Genomic DNA, 24,163 nt, shown 5'->3' with positions numbered 1-24,163 from the left:
CGACTGGGAAATAACATCAACTGGAAGATAAAAGAAAGGAGAATGGCGATGAATGCTGAAGCAGAAACGAACGATAACGCGGATATCGATCTTGAAACCATTGATTTGGACACCCTTGAGCGTGATGAATATGCCTTCCCTGGGCCATTGCGTGACCAGCTGGTCAAAGCGATACTGGAGGGGCGCAAAACCACGACGAGCTCGCTGCTTGCCGAGTACGAGCATGACCATGAACCGTTGCCGCAGGTCGGGAAGCTGGCTGTGGTGATTGATTCCGATGACAAACCGGCATGCGTGACTCGGCTGATGGAGGTCAAGATCGTCAAGTTGCGCGATATCACCGATGAGCATGCCCGAGGTGAGGGCGAGGAATACGACGATGCCGCCGGCTGGCGCAAGGCCCACGAACGGTTTTGGGGAAGCCCCGAGTTCCTCGAGGAGATAGGGGACGATTCGTTCACCGTGGACGACGACACCAAAGTGGTCTGCGAACGGTTCGCTGTCATTAAGCGGTTGTGAGTGGAGAGACATTCCAAGCATTGCTACTCAAAGAAAGACGGCAAAGAAGTCGCTTGTCGGAAGCGAGCGAAGCGTGTTTGACAGACTTCCGTTTCGAGAATAAACCGTATAGGCTCTGCTGCCCAAGGCTCGCGATATGGTGGACGCCGGATTTAGTGTATAGCGGTGTCCATCACGGTGAAAAGTCAGCAACGCTTGGGATTTGAGGTGTGGCGTTAAGGCTGCGTGAAGGCGGAGTAGGAGTTCGGTTTTGAGCGAGCCACGGTTGCAGTCTGAGCCACGTGGGGGCGTCCCCGAGGTCATTGATACCCTCGACGGATTCCATGAAGCCTGCGACAGGCTGGCCGCGGGCAGCGGTTCGCTGGCTGCCGACGCCGAGCGCGCCTCGGGCTATCGCTATGGCCACGAGGATTGGCTGGTCCAATTCAAACGTACCGGCTCCGGCATCGTCCTTTTTGACCCGATAGCGCTCAACGAGGTCGGCGTGGACTGGAATGAGTTCAACAAGGTCGTTGGCGACGCGACATGGATTATTCATGATTCGTTGCAGGACCTGCCCGGATTCACCGATTTGGGCATGAAGGTGCATGCGCTCTTCGACACCGAGATCGCGGCGAGGCTGCTTGGTCTCAAACGTTTCGGCCTGGCCGCCGTCACCGAGCATTACCTTGGCATCACGCTCGCCAAGGAGCATTCCGCGGCCGACTGGTCGTACCGGCCGTTGCCGCGTGACTGGCGCAATTACGCCGCGCTTGACGTGGAACTGTTGATTGAGCTCGAGCAGCATATGCGCGCCGACCTCAAAAAAGCCGGCAAGTCCGAATGGGCCGAGGAGGAATTCGACCATGCGCTCGCCCAAGGGACAGGACCTCAGCCGGGGCATCCGGTGCCGTGGATGCGCATCTCCCATTTCACCGTGCTTGGCCATGACAGACGCGGCCAAGCCGTGGCCAAGGCGCTCTGGGAAAAGCGTGACGAACTCGCCCGCGCCGATGACATCGCGCCGACGTTGCTCTTAAGCGACGCGGCCATCATCGAGGCGGCCCAGAAGAAGCCGCACAACACCCGCCAGTTCCGCGCCATCCGCAGCCTGAACGAACGTGTGCGCATCCACATGGGCAACGAGCAGGACAAGATGTTCGAGCGTTACGCGCCCATCCAGCGTTCGGTGCGCCCCAATGTATGGAAGGAAACCATCCAGGAGGCCCTCGAGCTCAAGCCCAGGGACTGGCCGGAACCGCCGGCGCCGCCGCGAGAAGAGCAGGTCAATGCGCCGCGTTCCATGAAATATTGGTCGGTACATCATCCCGACCGGTTCGCACGTCTCAAGAAGGTGCGCGCCGTCATCTCCCAGATTGCGCAGGATACCAATACTCCGCATGACGTGCTCATCAAGCCGCAGATCATTCGCAACCTTTGCTGGCGTGACGACGCGGCCGATCTCGACATCCCGGAATTTCTGTGCGAGCAGGGTGCCAGAAAATGGCAGATTGCGCTTATTGCAGAGTCCGTGAGGCGCGTTATTATATGAGGGTTGCCTTTAGGCAGGAATAGTAGGAATAATCGTCAGGAGCACTAGCGTGAAAATCAGCGTGAGGAATCTCGAGCCCACCAAGGTGAAGCTCACCGTCACCGTCGACCCGGAAGAGTTCGACCCGTATCTTGTTGAGGCCCGCAAGGAGATCGCCAAACAGATCAGCGTCCCGGGCTTCCGCAAGGGCCACGTACCCGGCAAGATCATCGACCAGCGCGTCGGTTTCGGCGCCGTCGCCGGTGAAGCCGTCAACAGCGCGGTCCCGGAGCTCTACTCCAAGGCCCTCGAGGAGAAGAAGATCCGCCCGATGGCCCAGCCCGAGCTCGATGTCAAGGAACTGCCGACCAGCGAGAAGGATGACACCAAGGTGAAGTTCATCGCCACCGTCGAGCGCCGCCCGGAAATCGAGCTGCCGAAGCTCGACGGCATGACCCTCGATGTTGCCAAGGCCGAGGTCACCGATGAGGACGTCGACAAGCGCCTTGACAACCTTCGTCAGCGTTTCGGCACCCTCGTGGGCGTCGATCGCCCGGCTAAGAAGGGTGATTTCGCCAATATCGACCTCACCGCCTCCATCGACGGCGAAGACGTCGATTCCCAGGAAGGCGTGAGCTACGAGCTCGGCAGCGGCAAGCTGCTCGACGGCATCGACGAGGCGCTCGACGGCCTGTCCGCAGGCGAGGAGACCACTTTCGAAGGCACGCTGGAAAGCGGCGACCACGAAGGCGAGAAGGCCCAGATCAAGGTCAAGGTCAATTCCGTCAAGGCCGAAGAGCTGCCGAAGCTCGACGACGACTTCGCTCAGGAAGCCTCCGAGTTCGACACCTTGGATGAGCTCAAGGCAGACATCAAGAAGCAGTGCGAGCGTGACGGCGAAGGCAAGCAGGCCAACGAGGCCCGCGATGCGTTCCTCGACGCCCTGAAGAAGGACGTGGAGATCCCGCTGCCCAAGGGCGTTCGTGACGAGATGATCGAAGACCACCTGAAGCAGGTCACGGCCGACCCGAAGAAGGCCACAGACGAGCAGAAGAAGGAAGCCGAAGAGGCCACCGACAAGGAGCTCAAGGACCAGATCGTGCTCGACACCCTCGCTGAGCAGCTCGACGTCAAGGTCTCGCAGATGGACGTCACCAACTTCCTCGCCTCCATCGCCCAGCAGTACGGCATGGATCCGAGTGCTTTCATCAACGCGATCGTCCAGAACGGCCAGCTTGGCAGCGCCGTCCAGGAAGTCGGCCGTTCCAAGGGCCTCTTGGCCGGCATGCGCGCCGTCAAGTTCACCTGCGACGGCAAGGATCTCGATCTGACCCCGTTCCTTGGCGATGACGAAGCCGCCGAGGATGCCGAAGAGAACGAAAGCGTCGAGGCCGCGTCCGCCGCTGCCGCCGTCGCCGACGAGCTCAGCGATCACGACAAGGCCGAGTGAGTCTTTGCCGTCTGATTTGACTGTCTGATGTGGGGTGTGGAAGAATTCTTCCACACCCCACATTTTCATATTTTCTTTAGATATGTTTTTATAAAGTTAAAGATAATCTCGTCATTTTATTGCTCTTGGTGACACCAAGAACCCCATTTTTTGCAGATTAGGTCTTGATTTGCTGATTAAACGCCATCTTGGTGCACCAAGACGCTGGTTTTTTGAAGATTGCGACTTGATTCTTAATAAAAAGGGTAACTTGGTGGCACCAACATGATGGAATCTTGAGGAATTGTTGGTAATGACCGTTTAGGATGTCCGCGAGATGATGTTTGCTACCATTACGTCAGATTAATTTGCCTGCTCAAAATTGGATATGGGATTAAAGCCGCAACAGAGGTGATGGTATTGGAGAGGAACGTCGATGAGAATGATTGACGGGCGTCGTCGTAAGATTTGGGCTTTAGCGACGGTTTTCCTGCTGGGCGGTGCTGTCGGCGTGAGTTCCGGGCTGCTTGGCCTGATGCTGAGCGGTGTCGAACGGCTGATGCTGGGGTATGTCGAGAATCCGCAGAATCCGAGTCCGTATCAGGTGGTGCCGGGGCGGCGCGTTGCCTCGGTCGTGGCCGGATCCGTGTTCGCAGCGATCGTCTGGTGGCTGCTGCGCACCAAAACCACCAAGGTGCCCTCGGTCAAAAAAGCCGTGGCGGGCGAGCGCATGCCGGTTTGGCAGACCATGGTGCATGTGTTGCTTCAGATTTTCATCGTGGGTGCCGGGTCATCGGTCGGCCGTGAGGTCGCGCCGCGCGAGTTCGGTGCGATGCTCGGGCAACAGTTCTCTGGATTGGTCCATTTAGATGTGAGGGACCGGAAGATCGTTGTGGCCTGTGCCGCTGCAGCCGGCCTTGCCGGAGTCTACGACGCCCCTCTTGCAGGCGCGTTCTTTGCCATTGAGATTCTTCTGGCCGATGTCAGTATCGAAACCGTAGGCATCGCCCTGGGCACTTCCGTGGTCTCTGCTTATGTCGCCTCGATGATTCGTGGACGTGACACGTTCTACAGTATGGCCGCGATGGGCAAGGACGTGGTACCGACGTGGAGTCTGTCTCTTTTTGCTGTTCTCGCCGGTGTGATTTGTGGATTGGCCGGGGCGATGTTCAGGAAAGGCTCGCAGTGGGCCGAGGGAAACAAACCCAAAGGTACTGGTATTCTCTGGATGATGCCGTTGGCCGCCTTGGCGACGGGTGTCGTCGCGATATGGCTGCCGCAGATCATGGGCAACGGTCGTTCGGTGGCACAATACGCCTTTGCCTCTGTTGCCGGCAAGGCCGGCAGCCTGATACCGGTTCTGCTGGCTCTGTTGGTTGCGAAAGCCGTGCTGACGCTGGGTACCATACGTGCGGGCGCGTCGGGCGGCGTGTTGCAACCTGGCATCTCCCTCGGTGCCACTTTGGGTGCGTTGCTTGGTTTCGCATGGGTTTTGGTCAGTCCCCATGACACCATCACCGCATGCGCTCTCGTGGGGGCCACCGCGCTGTTGGCGGCCTCTCAACAGGCTCCTCTGATGGCGATGTGTCTGGTGATGGAACTGACCCGCGCGCCGATGGCGTTTTTCGTACCGGTGGGCATCGGCGTCGCGGTCTCGGCTTTGGTTTCCAAGGTTTTCTTGGATGCTCTGAAACGCCGTGTTTCCAGCGCTGAGCGCAAAACCAGAAAAAGTGTCGTATAAGTGCGGGTAATATCGTAAACGGTAATAAACACGTGAATATCAAGGAGATACGGTGGCAGGATTGCTGACATCTACGCCGTCGATGGACGAAGGGGATTCGGCCCCGTCCATGACGGACCCGATTTTCAATAGGTTGCTCAAGGAACGCATCATCTGGCTTGGCGATGAGGTCAAGGATTCCAATGCCAACGTCATTTGCGCACAGATGCTGATGCTTGCGGCCGAGGATCCGAAGAAAGACATCTGGCTTTATATCAATTCGCCCGGCGGCTCTGTGACCGCAGGCATGGCCATTTACGACACCATGCAGCTCATCGAGCCCGACGTGGCGACCGTCGCCGTCGGCATGGCGGCCTCCATGGCCCAGTTCCTGCTTTCCAGCGGTACCAAGGGCAAGCGTTTCGCCACCAGCCACACCCGCATTCTGATGCACCAGCCTTCGGGCGGCATCGGCGGTACAGCCACCGACGTGCGCATCAACGCCGAGCTGATCATGGATATGAAGAAGACCATGTCGCAGCTCACCGCCGACCAGACCGGGCACACCTTGGAAGAGATCTACCGCGACAACGAGTACGATCACTGGTTCACCGCCCAGCAGGCGCTGGACTACGGGTTCTTCGACAAGATCGTGACCACGCCGGGCAGCATGCGCACAGCGAAGGCAGGGGAGTGAACAGATGGCAAGTGAAGAAGCGAAGTTTGTAGCTCGTGCCGAGCGTCTCGCCGGCCCGCGTGGCGTGGCAGGGTTCAGGCCTGAAAGCCGTTACGTGATGCCGCAGTTCAGCGAAAAGACGCCGTATGGTATGAAGACGCAGGACGCCTACAGCCGCCTGTTCGAAGACCGCATCATCTTCATGGGCGTGCAGGTCGACGACACGTCGGCCGATGACATCATGGCCCAGCTCTTGGTCCTGGAGAGCCAGGACCCCAACCGCGACGTGATGATGTACATCAACTCGCCCGGCGGCTCGATGACCGCGATGACGGCCATCTACGACACGATGCAATACATCAAGCCGGACGTGCAGACCGTCTGTCTCGGTCAGGCAGCCTCGGCCGCCGCGGTGATTCTTGCCGCCGGCACCAAGGGCAAACGTCTGATGCTGCCCAACGCGCGCGTCTTGATCCACCAGCCGGCGATCGATCAGGGGGCCGGCAAGGCCACCGAGATCGAGATCCAGGCCAAGGAGATGCTGCGCATGCGTGAGTGGCTCGAGAACACGCTGGCCAAGCACACCGGCCAGTCCGCCGAACGCATCCGCAAGGACATCGAGGTCGACACCTTCCTGACGGCCCCCGAGGCCAAGGAATACGGTATGGTCGACGAGGTGCTCGCCAACCGCAAGTAATCTCGTGGCAGGTCGCAGATAACTTGCAAAATAGCTTGCAAGTAACTTGCGCTTCTCTTGAGGCCACGGCTTCGTCAGGTAGACAAATCGGTTGATTTGGTAACGATACCCTTCACGTTCGCGCGTGAGGGGTATCGTCGTATACGGACCAGTTGGAAGAGCGTCGATTGCCGTTTGGTGTGTTGCTGCATTGGTGCGGCACGCAAACGGCTTTGGCGTAACGGGCGTCACCGTGTCAAAAGGCACGGGAGCGCGAATGCGTGTAAGGAGAAGGCATGGGCGACGTGGTGGATTATAACGACTCCATCCCGCGCTGCGGGTTCTGCGGCAAAAGCGAGCGTCAGGTGCGTAAGCTCGTCACCGGCCAGGGTGCGGCGATCTGCGACGAGTGCATCGCCCAATGCGTCGACCTGATCAACGACGACAATGACAAGGACGTCAAGATCAACGCGCTGAATCTGCCCAAGCCTTCCGAGATCTACGCCTATCTCGACCAGTATGTGGTCGGACAGCCACAGGCCAAGCGCACTCTTTCCGTAGCCGTCTATAACCATTACAAGCGCGTGAATATGGAAATGGGCGAGGGTGTTCATGGCTCCGGGGCCGGCATGGGCAAGGCCGCTGCGGCTTCGGGTGCGTCGCATAGGTCTGGCACTGCAGAGGATGCCAAGGCAGGTCCCGGGAGGCGTTCCGGCAGACGGGTGGCCGATCCACTGGCAGACGTGCAAGTGGCCAAATCCAATATTCTCCTGCTGGGGCCGACCGGCGTCGGCAAGACCTATCTGGCTCAGACGCTGGCCCGGGTGATGAACGTGCCGTTCGTCATCGTCGACGCCACCACCTTGACCGAGGCCGGATACATCGGCGACGACGTGGAAAGTGTGCTGCAACGGCTTCTGCAGGCCGCTGACGGTGACGTGGAACGTGCCCAACACGGCATCGTCTATATCGACGAGATCGACAAGATCGCCCGAAAAAGCGGCGAAAGCGCCTCGCTGACCCGCGATGTAAGCGGGGAGGGTGTGCAGCAGGCGTTGCTGAAAATCCTCGAAGGCACCATCGCCTCGGTGCCGCTGGAGGGGGAGGGCACGCGCAAGCACCGCGACCAGAACACCGTCAAAATGGATACGCGTGACATCCTCTTCATCTGCGGCGGCGCGTTCGTCGGCCTCGACGCGATCGTGCGCAAGCGGCTCGGGGCGCGCGAGAGCGGCTTTACCGCAACCTTCGACGAGCGGGACGAGAGCACAGCCGACCTGCTGCGGCAGGTCGACGCGGACGATTTGGGCGATTTCGGATTGTTGCCGGAGTTCATCGGGCGTCTGCCCGTGGTCAGCGTGCTTGACGAACTCACCGAGCAGGACCTGCGCGACATCCTCGTGCGTCCGGCCAATGCCTTGGTCAAGCAATACCGCAAGCTGTTCGCCGTCGATGGGGTCAAACTGACATTTACCGATCAGGCGATCGCCGCCATCGCCGCCAAGGCCATCAGGGAAGGCACCGGTGCACGCGGACTGCGTTCGATCATCGAAAAGACGTTGGAGGAGACGATGTTCCAGCTGCCGGAGATGGATGACGTAGAACAGGTCATCGTCGACGCCACGGCCGTGCGCGGCGAGGGCGTGCCGAAGATGGTCGTCTCGTCGGCAACGGCCGGGCGTTCGTCGCGCCGGGGCAAGATACACGCGTTTGGTTAAAGATGTGCAGGGCAGTCTCTTTACCGGGGTTGGCACGACACGCCATGCTTGCGCGAATCGGCAACCTACGTTATATTAGATGAGTTGTCAAAAACAAGGTTCTTGACACTGCGCACGTAGCCCAATGGATTAGAGCAGCTGACTACGGATCAGCAGGTTACAGGTTCGAATCCTGCCGTGCGCACAGATTAATCCGCGAAATCGCAAGGTTTCGCGGGTTTTTTGATTTTCGGGTGTCCATGAGGTGTCCGGCCGGGGTACGCTGGTCCGCGGTGTCGGGAGGCGGCGACCGAGCTGCTGGTTTCCGGGTGACGGCAAGCGGACCATGCGTCTGTCCGGAAGGTCGCGTGTATCCTTGAATTTGGACGAAGAAGTGACCGATAACAGGAAAATGAGGGATGATGGACGAAACCACGATACCGCGTTATCCGAGTGGCACCAATACCGCTGAATCCTTGAATACCGGCGGTATGTCAACGGCTGGTGGCGAGGCGGCGATGGCGGTGTCGATACGGGGGCTGGTGAAGCGCTTCGGCGACAAGACGGCCGTCGACAGCCTTTCGCTCGACATTCCGGTCGGTTCGTTCTACGGGCTGGTCGGGCCCAACGGGGCGGGCAAGACCACGACGCTCAACATGGTCACCGGGCTTCTGATGCCCGACGGCGGGGCTATCAGTATCCTCGGTTTCGATGTGTGGAGCGACGTCAACCGGGCCAAGCGGTCCATCGGCGTGATGCCTCAGGCCGACCAGATCTTCAACCGGCTCACCGGCCGGCAATTGCTGATCTATTCCGGCATGCTGCGAGGGATGAAGCGCGCCGAAGTCGCCAAGCGTGCCGACGACCTACTGCGGGCCTTTGACCTGGCCGAGGCGGGCGACAAGATGGTTTCGGGTTATTCGGCCGGCATGACCAAGAAAATCTGCCTCGGGACGGCGATGATCGCCAGTCCGCGCATCCTTGTGCTCGACGAGCCGTTCGAGTCCGTAGACCCCGTGTCCAGCGCGAATCTGAAGGACGTGCTGGTTGAATATGCGGCCACGGGCGGCACGGTCATCATCTCCTCGCACGTCATGGCGCTGGTCGAGAAGATGTGCACGCACGTCGCCGTCATCGACCATGGACGTGTGCGCGCGGCCGGCACCGTCGCGCAGGTCGCGGCAGGAGAGGATTTGGAGGACCGGTTCCTCGATTTGGTCGGCGGGCGGCACGGCGCCGCGCACCTCGATTGGCTCGACGGCGGCGGTAACGGTGCTGCGGCCAGTTCATCGAGCATGGTGAACCCAGCTGGTCAGGCAAACGTCGCTGGTCATATCAATCCAAACGGCCATGCCGGTTCCGCTGGTCAGATTGCTCCAACCAACTTCGCCAGTCGAGATAAATCAGGTAATCCTGCCGGTTCGAGCCCGGCCAATCCCTGCCTGGCCAACTCGGTCAACCCCAATCCAGCAGGCCTCAACCCGGAGGCGTGAACGATGGGCGAGATAGCAACCATGGTGCGCCTGAAGTGGGCGCTGACGTGGGCGACGATGCGCAAGTCGGCTTGGCAGACAATCAGTTTCGTCCTGACCGCGCTGATCGCTCTGGCCCTTGTCGTCGGTGTCGGCATCTTCGCCTGGCGGTTCGGCCCGGACCCGCATGTGCCGGGCGACATGGCTCCGGTGGACGCGATGCGCTTCGCCATGGTCCTGTTGGGCACATTGCTGACGTTGATGGTGGTCATGCTGCAGGCGATGATGATCGGTGGCGGCACGGCGATGGGTGTCAGGCGTTTTGCGCTGTTCGGCATTGAAGACAAAACGTTGCAGACCGGTCTTATCGCCTCGAGCATGGCCGGTATTCCGGCGATTGTGGGTATGGTGGCGCTCGCCGAATGGGCGATGGCCTACCGCCGGCTCGGCGCGGGAATGGTTGTCGCCGCGCTCGTGTCGGCGCCTCTGGCCATCCTCACCATCTGCATGCTCGGCCGTATGGTCACCTCGCTGCTCGACGCCCTGGTGCGAACCAAGCACGGTCAGACGGTGCTCTATATCGTCATGTTCCTGATTTTCCTGGCGATCGTCGAAATCCCGGCCATGCTGGGTGGCGGAGCGGCGGGCGGAAGCCTGTCCGAGAACGGAAGCGTCGAAATCACCGCTGGGACGGAAGCGCAGATCTCCGAGGCGATGCGTTCGTTGTCCGACGTGACGGCGGTGCTTTCCTTCACGCCTCTGGCCGCGGCCTTCGCGCTGCCTTTCGACGTGGCGAGCGGGGCGTGGGGCGCGCTGCTGTGCCGTCTGGTCGTGCTTGCGGCGACATGGGTGCTCTGTTTTGCGGTCGGTTTGTGGTGCCTGAAGCACGAGCGGCTGATGTCCGGCAGTGAAGACAGCCACTCCGCCACGATCAAAGGCATCGGGGCGTTCGGCTGGATGCCGGATTCGCCGTCCGGCGCGGTGTCGGCACGATTGGTCACCTATCTGCGGCATGACCCCCGTCAATTCATGTTCCTGCTGATGCCGCTGCTGTTTGCGGTCATCATGCTCGTGACCGCCCACGGCCACGCCCTTGCCGCTTTTCCTGCCCTTATCCTCGCCGGCCTGTTTATGAATTTCGTGGAGAGCAACGGCTTGGCCTACGACGGACAGGGATTCGCCATGCAGGTATTGGCGGGGTTGAAGGGCTGCGACGACAGGCGAGGCCGTGTGCGCGTCTACGCAGTCTTTTCGCTGGTGTATCTGGCCTTGATCGCCTTGGTGCTGATGGTGTTCACCGGCAGCTGGGCCAACGCCGGTGACTGGCGGCAGATGTCCGTCTTCTTCGGTTTCGGCGTCGCTTTCGACCTGGTGGGGCTCGGTGTCGCGGAGGTCATGTCGTGCATGGCCATCTATCCGGTGCCGTCGATCGACAAGCCGTTTGCCACGCCGCAGGGCCGTGCGCTTGCGCAGCTCGTGATGCCGCTGCTGTATATGCTTCTGGTGGTCGTGCTGGTGCTGCCCAGCGGGCTGATGATGTTGGTTCCGTTCTCGCGGTTCTGGCCGTTCTGGGCCTTGGGCGTCTGCGCCGTCATCGACGGGGTGGTGGTATTGGCCGTCGGCACATGGCTGGGCGGCAAACTGCTGGACAGACGTCAGTTGAAGGTATTGGCGACACTCGATTCGATGGCGACGTTGCAGCAGTGAAAACGCGTCATGATCCGCGCTTGACGATTCGCCATAGGGCTTGAAAGCTGGGATCGGCGTGATTCAGTGGTACATCATGCAATAGACGCTGTGGACTCGGATATGCGTTCGGGAGGTTGCGATAGCCTGAAAACGCTTGATATTCAGAGGAATGAGGCATGTATGGGGCAGACAGAAGGCAAACATTCACCGCTGGGCGAGACGCATCGCAGCGGGTCGGTGCTGATGCGCGGGTCGATGATTCCCGAGCAGACCCCGGATCAGGCGCTCCTGTCGTATCCTGATGGCGAAGACGATCATGGGCAGACGGACGAAAACGATACTGTTGTTACGTCAGGTACGGCCAATCAGACTTGCAACGACGGGAATATCTCAAAAGCCGCTTCACGCGTGGCGAAAGCTCGTGACGGCAAGGATTGGCGGCACGGCGACCCGTGGCGCGTGCTGCGCATCCAGTCGGAATTCGTGGAGGGCTTCGATGCGCTCGCGGACCTGGGGCGGGCGTTGTGCGTGTTCGGTTCGGCGCGCGTCAAGGAGAACGAGCCGGAATACCGTCAGGCCATGCGCATGGGCGAAATGGCCGCGCAAAGTGGGATCACGGTCATTACCGGCGGCGGCCCGGGCATCATGGAGGCCGCCAACCGTGGGGCGGCTGAGGCCGGCGGCGTCTCGGTCGGGCTCGGCATCGAATTGCCGCACGAGGAGGGGCTCAACCAATGGGTGAATCTCGGCATGAATTTTCGCTACTTCTTCGTGCGCAAGATGATGTTCGTCAAATATTCCTCGGCGCTGATCGTCTGCCCGGGCGGCTTCGGCACGCTTGACGAGATGTTCGAGATCCTGACGCTGGTGCAGACCGGCAAGACCTCGCCCAAGCCGGTGGTGCTCTTCGACACCCAGTATTGGAAGGGCCTGTTCGACTGGGTGCGCGGGCCGATACTCGAGCGTGGGCTGATTTCGAAGGAGGACCTTAAAAAGGTTCAGTTCACCGATGACCCCGAAGAGGCGGTGAGGCTGGCGATCGGCGGGATGACGAAATAAATGACGGCTTCAACGTTTTGCGGCAATCAACATGCCGGTTCCCGTCGGTGTAAGCGTCGCTTCGAAACGATCGTCGTCCTCGACGTTGGTGAGCAGTGCGCGCATGGCCTCCGCCTTGCCATTATCGGGATAGGCCAGGCCCGACATATCCGTGAAAATGATCCTGCCGCCGGTTTTCAGCAGATTGGCCGCCTCCGCGAAGGAAGGCTCATAGTTCGAGGCAACGCCGGAGACGACGATGAGGTCGTAGGTTCCGGCATTCAGACGGGGAAGGAAAACGGCCGGAGAGGTATTGACCGCACGTAACGTGGTGCGGTTTTCCGCAGAGTCCGAGATATCGGCGAAGAGGCTGCGGATCATCGTGATGCCACGCGCCGAGGAATCCACTGCCGTCAGCTGTCCGGCGCCGCCCAGGCCTTCCACCAGTTGCAGCGCTTCGACGATCGAGCCGGTGCCGATGCTGATGATGGAGGTAGCGTTCAGACTGCGGGTGATGAAACGCAGCAGATTGGCCTGTGCGGCGGAACCCTGCGGGAGCTTGGCTTTTTCGGCGTCGGCGCGGGCCTTGCGCAGCACGTCGTTTTCTTCGCTTAATGCATGGGTTTCCGCGAATTCCCAAACCTTGGCCATATTGGTGTATGTTGTCTTGTTCATCTTCCACCCTGCACTTCTGCTGTCATCGGCACGTATAGCACCATCGATTACCGATTTTATGATACGGCTAGCAATCGCCAAAGCGGAATCACGATGAGGCGGGAGGGGATTGATCACCGGCCCTGTCGGCTTTTGACGCGTTCCGTAAGCTGCCACATCTCTTCGCCCACGTCGATGCCGCGAGGGCATTCGCGGCTGCAGGCGCGCACGGATTGGCAGGCGGCGATGCCGTCGGCGGTGGCGATGGCATCGAGCCGCTGATTGGTGGCCTCATCGCGCGAATCGTTGATGAACCGGGAGGCGGCGATCAGCGCTGCCGGGCCGATGAACGCCTCGCCTCCGGCGTAGACCGGACAGCTGCCTTCGCACACGCCGCACGAGATGCAATTGCTTAAGAGTTCATAGCGTTTCAGCTCTTCGGGATTTTGCAGGTATTCGAACATGTCGATCTTGCCGTCTTCGGTGGTGGCCAGCTTGCCGTCGGCCTTAAGATAGGGCTCGAGCTTTTTGATCTGGTTCATCATCTGGTCGATGTCGACGATAAGGTCGTGCAGCACCGGGAAGCCGGGCAGCGGCGCGATTTCGATGACATGGGGATTCGAGAGGGCGCTATGACTCTCTGTGGTGGCGCTGGGATGATCGGCGTCGCTGGTGTTTTGCTGATTGTCTGCATCAAGACCGGTGAGTGAGCGGGCGTAACGGTCGGAAGAAACGGCGGAACTGTTGGCAGTAGTGCCGTTGCCGGCAACATCGCTGGCCAACGTTGCGGTCGAGCGGAATCCTTCGTCGGCTGTGTTTGCCTGACGGCTCTGGATTGAATTCGATTTGGCGTATTCCTCGACTTTGGCGGTGCACAGCAGCGTCGGCGTACCGTTGATGGACACCGCATCGGAGCCGCAGATACCGTGGCCGCACGAATAGCGGAAGGCCAGCGTCGGATCGAGGTCGCGCTTGATGGCGAGTAGGCAGTCGAGCACGGTCTGCCCGGCACGCGTCTCGATGGTGTAATCCTGTGTGAAATGCCTGCCGCGGATACGACGCCGTGACGGCGAGGAGCCGAACGGGCTGCCGCCTCGTGCCCTGCCGCCGAACGGGCTCGAAGAATGGCGGCGTGCGTGCTCGGAATCCGATTTCGGGGTGAACCGATGGACTCGGATGGTCACCGTTGTGCCGTGTATTGTGTTTTCACTCATTGCCGCTGCCTTCATCGTTGCTTTCGTCTGTCAGTCTGCCACGAACCGTGGCCCGCAGGACGTCTGGACGTTACATGGATTATTGGATTCGTCGTCTTGATCAGTAGGCTCGCGATTTCGGCGGCATATCAACGATATGGACCGGCTGCCAGGATACGTTGCCGGCGGCGTCGGACATGGAGTGGACGAGGAAATGTTCATCGTCGCGCTGCGGGAAATCGGTACGGGCGAACGCGCCACGAGACTCGTGCCTCGCGGCCGAGGCGTCGAGCATCGCCTGAGCCAGCTCGATGAGGTTGCGGACCTCCCATATCGCCGTGAGCTCCTGGTTGAAGGCGGTGGCGCTTGAATGGGTGCGAAGGGCCTTGGCTCGGGGCAGCAGTTGTTCGGCGATGATGCGCTGCGCCTCGGCGATGCTCTTGGCGTCGCAACGCACCGCCGCCGCATGCTCCATGGTCGTGCCGAGGTCGGCCAGCAGCCGGTAAGGATTATCGAGGCCGGCATCCGGTTCATGGTCGGAAACATCCGTCGTGGAAGATGAAGCGGCTTCGCCTTCGGGCAGTGAGATGGACGCGGATACGTTGCTAGCAACTCCGGTGGTTCCAGCAAGATCATTGTCAGTGGATGATGTCAATAACGTTTTGATTGACGACTGACGTTTGTCGGCCGCCAGTTGCGTAGTATTCCGGTTTTCGCTATCGCAGGATTGTTCGTCGCTGCTGCCGGTATCGTTCGCTTCGTCGCCGATGGCCTGGGCGATGGATTCGCCGGAGCGTGTGCCGAACAGGCAGGCGTCGAGCAGGCTGTTACCACCCAAGCGGTTCGCGCCGTGGACGCTGACGCACGAGCATTCGCCGGCCGCATACAGGCCTTCGACGATATCGCGTTTGCCGTCGTTCCACTGGTAGACCTGACCGTCCGTGGTGATGGGGATGCCGCCCATGGTGTAATGCGCAGTCGGCTTGACCGCCACCCAGTCCCGGCTCGGGTCCAATCCCGCGTAGTCACGGATGGTTTCGACCACTTGGGGCAGCACGTCCAGCATATGCGCCTTGTCGATGCCGGTCATGTCCAGCCACACGCAGTCTTTCGGGCCATTCGGTTCCTTCGGGTCGGCTACGCCTCGTCCTGCGTCGACTTCGGCCATTATGGAACGGCTGACCACATCGCGTGCCGCCAGATCCTTGTGCTCCGGGGCGTAACGGGCCATGAAGGCCTCTCCGTCGGCGTTGCGCAGGATGCCGCCCTCGCCGCGGGAGGCTTCGGAAAGCAGGATGCCGGTGTGCGCAAGCCCGGTGGGGTGGAACTGCACGAATTCGCAATCCTCAAGCTGTAATCCGGCCTTGAGTGCCAGCGCCATGCCGTCTCCGGTCAGATCCCAGGAGTTCGAGGTCGTGTGGAAGAGCCGTCCGGCTCCGCCGCTCGCCATAAGGACGTTACGGGAGGCGATGGGGTGGGTCTTGCCGGTGTGGGTGTCGAATGCGACCACGCCGCAGGCCCGATCCTTGGCATCGTTCAAGACCAGATCGGTGACGTACCATTCCTCGGCGAACTGTACTCCTGCGCCGATGCACTGCTGCCACAGCGCGTAGAGGATCTGGTGACCGATCCGGTCGGCCGCATAGGCCGCTCGTTTTATCGGCGCCTTACCATAATCCTTGGTATGTCCGCCGAACTTGCGCTGGGCGATATGCCCGTCCGCCGTACGCGAGAACGCAACGCCGTCGTGCTCAAGATTGACGACGGTCTGCGGGGCATATTGCGCCAGTATCTTCGCTGCGTCCTGATCGACCAGCCAATCGCCGCCCTTGACGGTGTCGTAATAATGCCAGTGCCAGTCATCGTGCTCGATGTTGCCGAGGCTTGCCGCGATGCCGCCCTCAGCGCTACCGGTATGCGAGCGCAACGCCTGCAGTTTCGAGATCACCAGAAGTTTCGGGCGATGGCCCTTGGCGGCCATTTCCTTGATCTTGTCGTTTCGTAAAATTCCCAGTGCCGCCGACAATCCGGCCGCCCCTGCGCCGATGATTACCGCGTCGTACATATCTTCAACTTGCTCTGGACTCATACCCCCGATTATGGCACAAGGCCAGCAAGAGCATATTGCAGGAACGTGGTAGGTGAGCTCTTCCCAAACGGGAGTGGCACTCGTACCATGGGGGTATGAGCGAATCTTTCAATGCACGTGTCTACGATGTCGTCAAGCGCATACCCGAAGGCAAGGTGGCCACGTACGGCCAGGTGGCGGCGCTCGCGGGCAATCCGCGCAACGCCAGGTTCGTGGGCTATGCGTTGCATTCCAATCCTGAGCCGGGCGTGATTCCGTGCCATCGTGTCGTCTTTCGCGACGGTTCGCTGGCTCCGGGATTCGCGTTCGGCGGTCCTGACCGTCAGCGGGCGTTGCTTGAGGACGAAGGCGTGTCGTTCCTGCCTCCTGCGCCGAAACATGAAAACGCCGGTGAAGAGGGTTGGGTCGTCGATCTGAAGCGTTGCCAGTGGCAGCGCTGACGCTTTCTCGTGCGGTTTGATGTGATCGCATGTGTCGCCCTTTCGTTCGCTGTGCTGGACTAATCGGTCGGGCGCCGCCTTGGGCTTTTGGCGCTGTGGGTGACGATATGCACGGTGCCTGCTTCCAGACGTAGCATTCCGTAGAGTTCCATTTCACCGAGTTCGCCTTCGAGCCTTCCGATATTCCACGATTCGAGTTTTGGTGCCGCGCCATCGGCAGAGCCTCGTGTCTCGGCCCGATGTCTGCCGGCAGGACGGTGCGTGTTGAGCATCGCAAGGATGGTCTCATGTGTGGCCGCGCCGCCTTGTCTGCGGCAACGACGGATGGCGGTCAGCACCTCCTGTTGGGCGGAGGTCGGTTCTCTCGCGGATGTCGCAGTGTGAGACGCGGTCTGCTCGGGCCCGTCATGCTTGTTCGCGGTGCTTTTCTGCACGGAAAGAAGGATCTTGGCGCCGCCCGGCAAGGGGACCTGACTGGGAGGGCATTCCCGGCCGCCGCTCGGATGGCCGGATTGGCATTGCTGGTGATCCAAGACTCCATGGTTTTCCTTTCCGCTTTCGGCAACGGGTTCGATTGCCGGCGCCGCTGTTTGGCTTTCTGTCGTGGCATTGTTTTCTGTGATCGGATGCTTCGTTTCGTCGTACAAGGTGAGCGGGGCATGGCCTTCATGGCAGATCTCGTCGACGGCGTTGACCGAGGTGAGGATGGTGGCGCGATGGTCTCGGATCAGCCAATTGCAGCCGGTGTTGCCGGGGATGTTGATATTGCCCGGAGCCGCATAGACCTCCCGTCCCAGCTCTGCCGCCCAATTGGCCGTATTGAGCGCTCCCGAGCGACTGCGTGCCTGGGCGACGACGACTGTGGAGGCCAGGCCTGCGATGATGCGGTTGCGCAACAGGAACCGTCGTGCCTCGGGGATGGTGTTCGGGCACAACTCGCTGATCAGAGCCCCGCCGTTGGCTTTGATGCGCTCGAACAGGGGTTGGTTGCGTTCGGGGCCGATATGGTTGAGACCTCCGGCGAACACCGCTACGGTTCGTCCGCTTTGTTCTGCGCCGATGCCGCTCATGGCGTCGAGTGCGCCCCAATGCGCCGCGGCGTCGATGCCGAATGCGCCTCCGGACACCACAAGGTGCCCTTGTTCTGCAGCCTTTTTCGCAACGGTTCTGGCCACGTATCGTCCGTAATCGTCGGCACCGCGCGAGCCGACAACGGCCAGTGGCTGCGGGCAGCTGGTCAACGCCGCCGGGTCGCCGACGCCCCATAGGCACAGCGGTGAGGCCCAGTCTTTTCTGATGGAAAGGTCGTCGAGCTGAGTCGGCCAGTAGGGGCTGGCCGGTCCGATGATCCACTGTGACCCGCCTTGCGTGAAAAAGTCCCGAAGCTCCTTTTCGGCGTTTGAAGGCAGCTGGTGCAGGCGTTCCCGCCAGCGTTCCAGCCCGTGGTGGAATGAGCTCATGCCTCGTGCGTTGACTTTTCGTCCCCATTTGGCGGTTCCGATGGCGAAGACCTCATCGAGCCGGTTGCGGTTGGCAGTGCCGCCTTTCTCATCGGCGATCAGGTGCAGGGCGGTGACGGCATCGCCGGCCCCTTTGATGGTAGCGAATAGCAGCGCGTCGGCGCTGTCGATGCAGAACGTCAGGATGGCCCGGGCCAGCGTATCGTCGTCGACGGCTGGTGTGCCGGTTGTCTTTCTTCCCGTTGCCGTAGCGGATGATGTATCAACAGCTGTCTGTGCGATTGTGTCCATCATGATTCCTTCGTTCGCAAGGCGATGCCCTGCATCATCTCTTCACGGCCCGGTGAAGGCTTGCCGCCCAGATCCGCAAGAGTCCATGCCAGCCGCAGCGTCCGGTCGGCCCCACGCAGACTCAGCCGCTCGTTTTCCAACGCTTGGTCGATGAGGGTGAGAGCTGCCTCCGAGGTGTTCTTGCGCAGCCACGTTCCTGAGGCCTGCGCGTTGCAGGTCCAGTGATAGGCGGCGAAACGCTCCTGTGCTGCGTGGCGGGCATCGGTGACTTTGCGCCGCATCTGCTCGCTGGTGGTCTGCGGTTGTGAGCTCTGCGTCATCAGGTGCTCCACCGGCGGGACTTCGACCTGGATATCGATGCGGTCGAGAATCGGGCCGGAAAGCCTTGAAAAATAGCGGATGCGGTCTTTCTCCTTGCAGGTACAGCGCGAACCGTCGCCGTATCCGTACCCGCAAGGGCAGGGGTTGGCGGCCATGATCAACTGGAAATTGGCGGGATAGTAGGTGGTCCCTTTGGAGCGCGAAAGTGCTACATAACCGGATTCCAGAGGCTCTCGTAGCGTTTGCAACGAACGCGGGGAGAATTCCGGTGCCTCGTCCATGAACAGCACTCCGCGATGGGCGCGAGTGATGGCCCCAGGGGTGGCGATGCCCGAACCGCCGCCGACCAGTGACGCCGTGGAGGCCGTGTGGTGCGGAGCCTCGAACGGAGGCACGTCGCTGATCCCGTAGTTGGGCAAGGTTCCACACAACGAGCGTATCGAAGCCACTTCGAGCTGTTCCTGCTCATTCAACGGGCACATGATGCCGGGCATACGCGAGGCGAGCATGGTCTTGCCTGAGCCGGGAGGCCCGGTCATCAGCAGATGATGGCCGCCGGCGGCTGCCACTTCAAGTGCCCATTTGGTTCGTTCCTGCCCGATGACTTCGGCCATGTCTCCGACCGATGGAGCAAGGTTTTCGTCTTCGCTGATTGGCTGATCGTCGGGGATACGGGTTTCGCTGATCCGGTATTTCGCTTCGCCTCCCATCAGTTCGATGAGTTCGCCCAAGTGACGGATACCGATGACGCTGAGGCCCTCGATAAGCTCGGCTTCCTCGACATTGCGCTGTGGCACGATGATCTGATCGATGCCGTGTTCCCGAGCGTACAGGGCGATGGGCAGCACCCCGGTGACCGGCAGCACCGAGCCGTCAAGGTTGAGTTCGCCGAGTACTACGGTGTCGGCCAGACAGTCGTGGGGGATGACGCCGGCTGCGCTCAGCACGGAAACGGCGATGGCCGTGTCGTGCGAAGAGCCGCGTTTGGGCAGGGATGCGGGGGAGAGATTGACCGTCACACGCGTCTCGGGCCAGTTGAACCCGCTGGCTTGGCAGGCGGACTTCACCCGTTCGCGCGCTTCGCTCAGCGAGGCATCCGGCAGGCCGATGATGGAGAAATAGGGCAATCCCGGCGAGATGAAGGCCTGCATCTGGATGGCGTTGGCCTTGAGCCCCACCAGTCCGACCGACATCGCCGTCCCGATGGCCATCAGAATGCCCCCGGTATGTGCTGGACCCTAGGGCGGTTGCCTTGAAGGAGGATCGACATGGCGTCAAAGCGGATGCCGGACCGCCGTATCGATTTTCCGGGTCCTGCGAGCCACAGGGAGGCGGCGTGATGAAGATTGGCCTGCTTATGTGGAGTGATGGCCTCCTGCGGGGTGCCGTATCGCTGTGTCCGCCGCGTTTTCACCTCGACGAACACCACGATGTGCTCGGGGGCCATCATGATGATGTCGAGCTCGCCGAACCGCGTGCTCCAGTTGCGGGCCAGGACGTGCCAGCCGAGTTGCGCCAGCCATGCCGCCGCATACTGCTCGCCGATGGTTCCAAGCTGCTTGGCCGAAAGATCGGGCATGACCAGTTGCTCTTCGAGCTGTGCCAGCAGGCCTTCCGAGGAGAGGTCGTCGAGATCGGTGCCACACCCGAAACAAGTGGCCGATCGATTCTTCTGTGCTGCTGAAATATTGGTGTTCATACATTTCAGTGTTGCATGGTTCGCGTTGTTATCGGGCGAAAAACGGGCGCTGTGGTCGAATGATGGCCGTTTGCGTTTTTCACGGCGTTTCTCTGGATAACTTTGTATTTGCGTAATGCAATTGTGGTTAATGTTGTGGACGGTTTCGGCGGCCTGTGCGTAAGTCGTGGTGTCGGTGGTGGACAATGTTGCGCCTGTCAGCGTCGGCGGTGGAAAACCCTGTGAAGAAGGTCGGGAGTGTACACAAATTCATCCACATCCAAAAATGCGTATCTGTTCTTATCGGTGATCGTCGTCGATGAATTGCTGCCGGTTCTGTGCCATCGCGCTTTGAATATGGAACCGGGCTTCCGACTGGTGTGATACTGAAACGCAATGCAATGTCGGGAATCGTCAGTTTTCGGAGGCGATATGCCGGCTCTGTTTCAATGACTTGTTGTGATGGCTTTGATGAAACAGAGCGGACACAAAAATGCCTCTGTTTCTTGGCAAAACCATACGCAATGCCAAGAAACAGAGACGATATCTCGATTCCGAGCCGATGCCGTGCGGAGGTTTCAGAACAAAAGCGAAAATGAAACCCACACCACAGCAACGGTCAGGCGAACCGCAGATGAAGCTCTCAGCCGACGAGCCCGGTCAGCTCGCCCAGGTTGAGCTCGAAGCTCACGCCGCGCATTTCGAAATCAGGCTGGTTGCGGGTGGATTCCATGGCGTGACGCACGAACTCGCCGGCCACCTGGGCCGATTCGCCGAGGCTCTTGCCGGCCATCACCGCGCCGCACAGTGCCGAAGCGAAGGCGTCGCCGGTGCCATGGATCATATACGGCAGCTTCTCGTGCGCGAGTTCGACGCGGGCGCTGGCCCCGGCGCTCGCACTGCCCACGAAATTGCGCAGCTTGCCGTCGCCGCGGTCGATGCCCTTCAATACAACGTTCTTCGCACCCATGTCAAGCAAGGCGCCGACCCAATCGGTGGCCTCGTCGTCGCTGAGGCTCTGTCCCGGGTAGTCGCGACCGGTGAGGATTGAGGCCTCGGTGAGGTTCGGCATCAGCACGTCCGCCCCGTCCACCAGCGTCTTGACCGCGTCGCACATCTCCTGCGAATAGGTGGGATACATCTGCCCGCCGTCGCCCATCACCGGGTCGACCAGCCGCAGCGCCTTCGGATATTCGCGATAAAGGCGCTTGATGATGTCCACCTGCTCGGCCGAACCGAGGAAGCCGGAATAGACGCCGTCGAGCTCGACGTTGACCTTCCGCCACGCGTCAAGATAGCCGGAGAGGATATCGGTGGTGTCGTGGAACGTATAGACCGGGAACTTGGTGTGCGCCGAAAACAGGGCCGTCGGCACCGGGCACACGTCGCAGCCGCACGCCGAAAGAATCGGGATGGCAGCGGTCAGCGAGCATTTGCCGTAGCCGCACATATCGTGCACGGCGGCCACGCGGGGGATGTATTTGGGGTTGCGCTCATAGAGCGTCGTATCTTCTTGCATTTCATGACCTTTCAGAAAGTCTATGAATAATATCGGCGTCCGTCGCGGGCGGGATTGCCTGCGGCGTCGCTGCTAACGACTCTAGCCGTGCCGAGGACAGACCCGCTTGCTCTGTCCGCCAGATGACGTGGCGGGGAGAAGTTCATCGGGCAAGAATAGGGGAATCCTGGCTTTGTGTCATTCGCCGTGTGCTTTCGTTGTTAGGTTTTGCGCGATGATGGCTGAATTTGCCTGAATCGAGGCATCTTGGTGCCACCAAGTCACCCGAAATCGGTAGATTGCTATCGATTTCACGAAAAATAGGTGGTCTTGGTGCACCAAGATACCCGAATCCGAAGGATTGGGTATCAATTCCGTGAAAAATGAGGGTCTTGGTGCCACCAAGATGATCGTCAAACTGAGAATTTGGTATCGATGGCGTCTGCAGCAGGCGCGGGGTGGGGCAGGGCATGGTTATCCACGATTGGCAGTAGTCGGTTTTGGTTTATTTATCGCATGAAAATGGCGGAATTCCTAAGAGTTTCAAGGCGTTATAGATTACCGGGATAGCGTCGCGCTTGCCGTGCGTGTCCTGCCGGTTTACGCTCAAACTTGGGATAACCATATTGTGCATTCACGTATATCAAAGGAGCCGTTATGAGCGACGAGACCACACCGAAGAAGTATCATTTCGAGACGCTGCAGCTGCATGTGGGTCAGGAGGAGGCCGATCCCGCCACCGACGCGCGTGCCGTGCCGATCTACGCCACCACCAGCTATGTCTTCCACAACTTCGACCACGCCGAGGCGCGTTTCGCGCTCGAGGACCCCGGCAACATCTACGGACGTCTGACCAATTCAACCGAGGACGTTTTCGAACGCCGCATGGCCGCACTCGAAGGCGGCACCGCGGCGCTTGCACTGGCCAGCGGGGCGGCGGCGGTTGAGGCAGCGCTGCGCAACATCACGCAGACCGGCGACCACATCGTCTCCTCGTCGCACATCTACGGCGGCACGTTCAACCTCATGCGTCACACCCTGCCGCGCGACGGCATCACCACCACCTTCGTCGATCCGGCCGACCCGAAGAACTTCGAGGACGCGATTCAGGAGAACACCAAGCTCGTCTACTTCGAGACCTTCGGCAACCCCAACGCCGACCTGCCCGACTTCGAGGCCATCTCGGCGATCGCGCACAAGCATCATCTGCCGGTCTTCGTCGACAACACCTTCGCCACTCCGTATCTCTTCCGCCCGCTCGAGCACGGTGCGGACGTCGTGGTGGAGTCGGCCACCAAGTTCATCGGCGGCCACGGCACGACGCTCGGTGGCCTGATCGTCGAAGGCGGACACTTCAACTGGGCCGAGGTGCCGGGCAAGTTCCCGACTCTGACCGAGCCGGACCCCTCCTATCATGGCATGAATTTCTACGAGGCGCTGGGCCAGACGGCTTTCGTCACCCGCGCCCGCGCCATCTTCCTGCGCGACACCGGCGCCTGCATCAGCCCGTTCGCCGCGTGGCTGCTGCTGCAAGGCACCGAAACGCTGTCGTTGCGCGTCGAACGCCACGTCCAGAACGCGCTGAAGGTCGTTGAGTACCTCCAGACCGTCCCCGAGGTCGAGTCCGTCTCACATCCCTCGATCCCCGGCCGCGTCGACCATGAGCTCTACGAGAAGTACTTCCCGAACGGCGCCGGCTCGATCTTCACCTTCGACATCAAGGGCGGCAAGGACGCGGCGCGCGTCTTCATCGACAACCTGCACCTGTTCAGCCTGCTGGCCAACGTCGCCGACGTCAAGAGCCTCGTGGTCCATCCGGCCTCCACCACGCACGCTCAGGAGACGCGCGAGGAACTGGAAAGCCAGGGCATCCACCAAGGCACGATCCGCCTGTCGATCGGCACCGAATACATCGACGACATCCTCGACGATCTCAAGGGAGGCTTCGAGGCGGTGCGTGCCTCCGGCCTGGCCAAGTAGCGACGGGGCCGGCAGCCACCAGCCTACAGAATTGCGCCATCAATAAGCCATTGAGCAAGTATCACAGGCTTATTGATGGCGCAATATACTTTCCCACCATTTTGAGCCGTTGGGTGTGTGTTAGCGGCTTATT

General features: G+C 60.5%; 19 protein-coding genes and 1 tRNA gene. 13 read left to right on the top strand and 7 right to left on the bottom strand.

The annotated features are described in order from the left end of the window. The first annotated feature begins 48 nt into the window (after nt 1–48). The 11 genes from OZX71_RS05790 to OZX71_RS05740 all read left to right on the top strand — a co-directional run bounded on the left by OZX71_RS05790 (nt 49) and on the right by OZX71_RS05740 (nt 12,447). The gene (locus tag OZX71_RS05790; RefSeq protein ID WP_277159659.1) at nt 49–519 is read left to right on the top strand and encodes an ASCH domain-containing protein; all 471 of its coding nucleotides are present in this window, start codon (nt 49–51) and stop codon (nt 517–519) included. Between the two features lie 250 nt (nt 520–769). Beyond that, nucleotides 770–2,050 (top strand): HRDC domain-containing protein, encoded by a 1,281-nt coding sequence (locus OZX71_RS05785; RefSeq protein WP_277159658.1) that lies wholly within the window; start codon nt 770–772, stop codon nt 2,048–2,050. A 49-nt stretch (nt 2,051–2,099) separates the two neighbouring features. Next, nucleotides 2,100–3,479, top strand: a complete 1,380-nt coding sequence (tig, locus tag OZX71_RS05780) for a trigger factor (protein ID WP_277146505.1) — start codon at nt 2,100–2,102, stop codon at nt 3,477–3,479. Nucleotides 3,480–3,894: 415 nt separating this feature from the next. Next, on the top strand, nt 3,895–5,199 hold the full coding sequence (locus OZX71_RS05775; protein WP_277159657.1) for a chloride channel protein: 1,305 nt from the start codon (nt 3,895–3,897) through the stop codon (nt 5,197–5,199). A gap of 52 nt (nt 5,200–5,251) precedes the next feature. Continuing rightward, on the top strand, nt 5,252–5,875 hold the full coding sequence (locus OZX71_RS05770) for an ATP-dependent Clp protease proteolytic subunit (protein ID WP_277146507.1): 624 nt from the start codon (nt 5,252–5,254) through the stop codon (nt 5,873–5,875). A gap of 4 nt (nt 5,876–5,879) precedes the next feature. Continuing rightward, nucleotides 5,880–6,551 (top strand): ATP-dependent Clp protease proteolytic subunit, encoded by a 672-nt coding sequence (locus OZX71_RS05765; RefSeq protein ID WP_277146508.1) that lies wholly within the window; start codon nt 5,880–5,882, stop codon nt 6,549–6,551. A 275-nt stretch (nt 6,552–6,826) separates the two neighbouring features. Then, nucleotides 6,827–8,248 (top strand): ATP-dependent Clp protease ATP-binding subunit ClpX, encoded by a 1,422-nt coding sequence (clpX, locus tag OZX71_RS05760; protein WP_277159656.1) that lies wholly within the window; start codon nt 6,827–6,829, stop codon nt 8,246–8,248. A 110-nt stretch (nt 8,249–8,358) separates the two neighbouring features. Further along, a tRNA-Arg gene (locus tag OZX71_RS05755) sits at nt 8,359–8,432 on the top strand. A 286-nt stretch (nt 8,433–8,718) separates the two neighbouring features. Continuing rightward, the gene (locus OZX71_RS05750; RefSeq protein WP_277160668.1) at nt 8,719–9,720 is read left to right on the top strand and encodes an ABC transporter ATP-binding protein; all 1,002 of its coding nucleotides are present in this window, start codon (nt 8,719–8,721) and stop codon (nt 9,718–9,720) included. Nucleotides 9,721–9,723: 3 nt separating this feature from the next. After that, nucleotides 9,724–11,406 carry an ABC transporter permease gene (locus tag OZX71_RS05745; protein ID WP_277159655.1) on the top strand — a complete coding sequence of 561 codons (1,683 nt, stop codon included), beginning with the start codon at nt 9,724–9,726 and terminating at the stop codon, nt 11,404–11,406. Between the two features lie 162 nt (nt 11,407–11,568). After that, nucleotides 11,569–12,447 (top strand): TIGR00730 family Rossman fold protein, encoded by an 879-nt coding sequence (locus tag OZX71_RS05740; protein ID WP_277159654.1) that lies wholly within the window; start codon nt 11,569–11,571, stop codon nt 12,445–12,447. Nucleotides 12,448–12,456: 9 nt separating this feature from the next. Here the strand turns inward: OZX71_RS05740 and OZX71_RS05735 are convergent, their stop codons facing one another. The 3 genes from OZX71_RS05735 to OZX71_RS05725 form a co-directional block, all read right to left on the bottom strand. After that, nucleotides 12,457–13,101, bottom strand: a complete 645-nt coding sequence (locus OZX71_RS05735; RefSeq protein WP_277159653.1) for a methyltransferase — start codon at nt 13,099–13,101, stop codon at nt 12,457–12,459. A gap of 113 nt (nt 13,102–13,214) precedes the next feature. Next, nucleotides 13,215–14,294, bottom strand: coding sequence for a 2Fe-2S iron-sulfur cluster-binding protein (locus tag OZX71_RS05730; RefSeq protein WP_277159652.1), 1,080 nt, complete (start codon nt 14,292–14,294; stop codon nt 13,215–13,217). Between the two features lie 100 nt (nt 14,295–14,394). Next, on the bottom strand, nt 14,395–16,362 hold the full coding sequence (locus tag OZX71_RS05725; protein ID WP_277159651.1) for an FAD-binding protein: 1,968 nt from the start codon (nt 16,360–16,362) through the stop codon (nt 14,395–14,397). Between the two features lie 95 nt (nt 16,363–16,457). On the opposite strand from OZX71_RS05725, the gene OZX71_RS05720 reads away from it, so the two are divergent. Next, nucleotides 16,458–16,802 carry an MGMT family protein gene (locus OZX71_RS05720; protein ID WP_277146516.1) on the top strand — a complete coding sequence of 115 codons (345 nt, stop codon included), beginning with the start codon at nt 16,458–16,460 and terminating at the stop codon, nt 16,800–16,802. Between the two features lie 59 nt (nt 16,803–16,861). Here the strand turns inward: OZX71_RS05720 and OZX71_RS05715 are convergent, their stop codons facing one another. The 4 genes from OZX71_RS05715 to OZX71_RS05700 all read right to left on the bottom strand — a co-directional run bounded on the left by OZX71_RS05715 (nt 16,862) and on the right by OZX71_RS05700 (nt 22,071). Beyond that, nucleotides 16,862–18,556, bottom strand: a complete 1,695-nt coding sequence (locus OZX71_RS05715; RefSeq protein ID WP_277146517.1) for a DNA-processing protein DprA — start codon at nt 18,554–18,556, stop codon at nt 16,862–16,864. Further along, a complete protein-coding gene (locus tag OZX71_RS05710) occupies nt 18,553–20,085 on the bottom strand; it encodes a YifB family Mg chelatase-like AAA ATPase (protein WP_277146518.1) in 1,533 nt (510 codons plus the stop codon). The genes OZX71_RS05715 and OZX71_RS05710 overlap by 4 nt, the downstream gene beginning before the upstream one ends. Further along, the gene (locus OZX71_RS05705) at nt 20,085–20,759 is read right to left on the bottom strand and encodes a YraN family protein (RefSeq protein ID WP_277159650.1); all 675 of its coding nucleotides are present in this window, start codon (nt 20,757–20,759) and stop codon (nt 20,085–20,087) included. Before OZX71_RS05705 ends, OZX71_RS05710 begins: the two co-directional genes overlap by 1 nt. 436 nt (nt 20,760–21,195) lie before the next feature. Further along, nucleotides 21,196–22,071 carry a pyridoxamine kinase gene (locus tag OZX71_RS05700; RefSeq protein WP_277159649.1) on the bottom strand — a complete coding sequence of 292 codons (876 nt, stop codon included), beginning with the start codon at nt 22,069–22,071 and terminating at the stop codon, nt 21,196–21,198. A gap of 636 nt (nt 22,072–22,707) precedes the next feature. On the opposite strand from OZX71_RS05700, the gene OZX71_RS05695 reads away from it, so the two are divergent. Then, nucleotides 22,708–24,030 carry an O-acetylhomoserine aminocarboxypropyltransferase/cysteine synthase family protein gene (locus tag OZX71_RS05695; RefSeq protein ID WP_277159648.1) on the top strand — a complete coding sequence of 441 codons (1,323 nt, stop codon included), beginning with the start codon at nt 22,708–22,710 and terminating at the stop codon, nt 24,028–24,030. The last annotated feature ends 133 nt before the right edge of the window (nt 24,031–24,163 follow it).

Origin of the sequence: Bifidobacterium sp. ESL0764, assembly GCF_029395515.1 — a bacterium.
Classification (GTDB): Bacteria; Actinomycetota; Actinomycetes; order Actinomycetales; family Bifidobacteriaceae; genus Bifidobacterium.
The sequence above is the reverse complement of the archived record's forward strand: the minus strand, read 5'-3'. Positions and strand labels throughout refer to the sequence as shown.

Coding starts and splice junctions, on each gene's coding strand:
- OZX71_RS05715 (WP_277146517.1), bottom strand. CDS start 18,556: ATGATGGACACAATCGCACAGACAGCTGTTGATACATCATCCGCTACG.
- OZX71_RS05740 (WP_277159654.1), top strand. CDS start 11,569: ATGGGGCAGACAGAAGGCAAACATTCACCGCTGGGCGAGACGCATCGC.
- OZX71_RS05695 (WP_277159648.1), top strand. CDS start 22,708: ATGAGCGACGAGACCACACCGAAGAAGTATCATTTCGAGACGCTGCAG.
- OZX71_RS05720 (WP_277146516.1), top strand. CDS start 16,458: ATGAGCGAATCTTTCAATGCACGTGTCTACGATGTCGTCAAGCGCATA.
- OZX71_RS05730 (WP_277159652.1), bottom strand. CDS start 14,294: ATGAGTGAAAACACAATACACGGCACAACGGTGACCATCCGAGTCCAT.
- OZX71_RS05735 (WP_277159653.1), bottom strand. CDS start 13,101: ATGAACAAGACAACATACACCAATATGGCCAAGGTTTGGGAATTCGCG.
- OZX71_RS05750 (WP_277160668.1), top strand. CDS start 8,719: ATGTCAACGGCTGGTGGCGAGGCGGCGATGGCGGTGTCGATACGGGGG.
- OZX71_RS05725 (WP_277159651.1), bottom strand. CDS start 16,362: ATGAGTCCAGAGCAAGTTGAAGATATGTACGACGCGGTAATCATCGGC.
- OZX71_RS05765 (WP_277146508.1), top strand. CDS start 5,880: ATGGCAAGTGAAGAAGCGAAGTTTGTAGCTCGTGCCGAGCGTCTCGCC.
- OZX71_RS05700 (WP_277159649.1), bottom strand. CDS start 22,071: ATGCAAGAAGATACGACGCTCTATGAGCGCAACCCCAAATACATCCCC.
- OZX71_RS05710 (WP_277146518.1), bottom strand. CDS start 20,085: ATGGCCATCGGGACGGCGATGTCGGTCGGACTGGTGGGGCTCAAGGCC.
- OZX71_RS05745 (WP_277159655.1), top strand. CDS start 9,724: ATGGGCGAGATAGCAACCATGGTGCGCCTGAAGTGGGCGCTGACGTGG.
- OZX71_RS05775 (WP_277159657.1), top strand. CDS start 3,895: ATGAGAATGATTGACGGGCGTCGTCGTAAGATTTGGGCTTTAGCGACG.
- clpX (WP_277159656.1), top strand. CDS start 6,827: ATGGGCGACGTGGTGGATTATAACGACTCCATCCCGCGCTGCGGGTTC.
- OZX71_RS05790 (WP_277159659.1), top strand. CDS start 49: ATGAATGCTGAAGCAGAAACGAACGATAACGCGGATATCGATCTTGAA.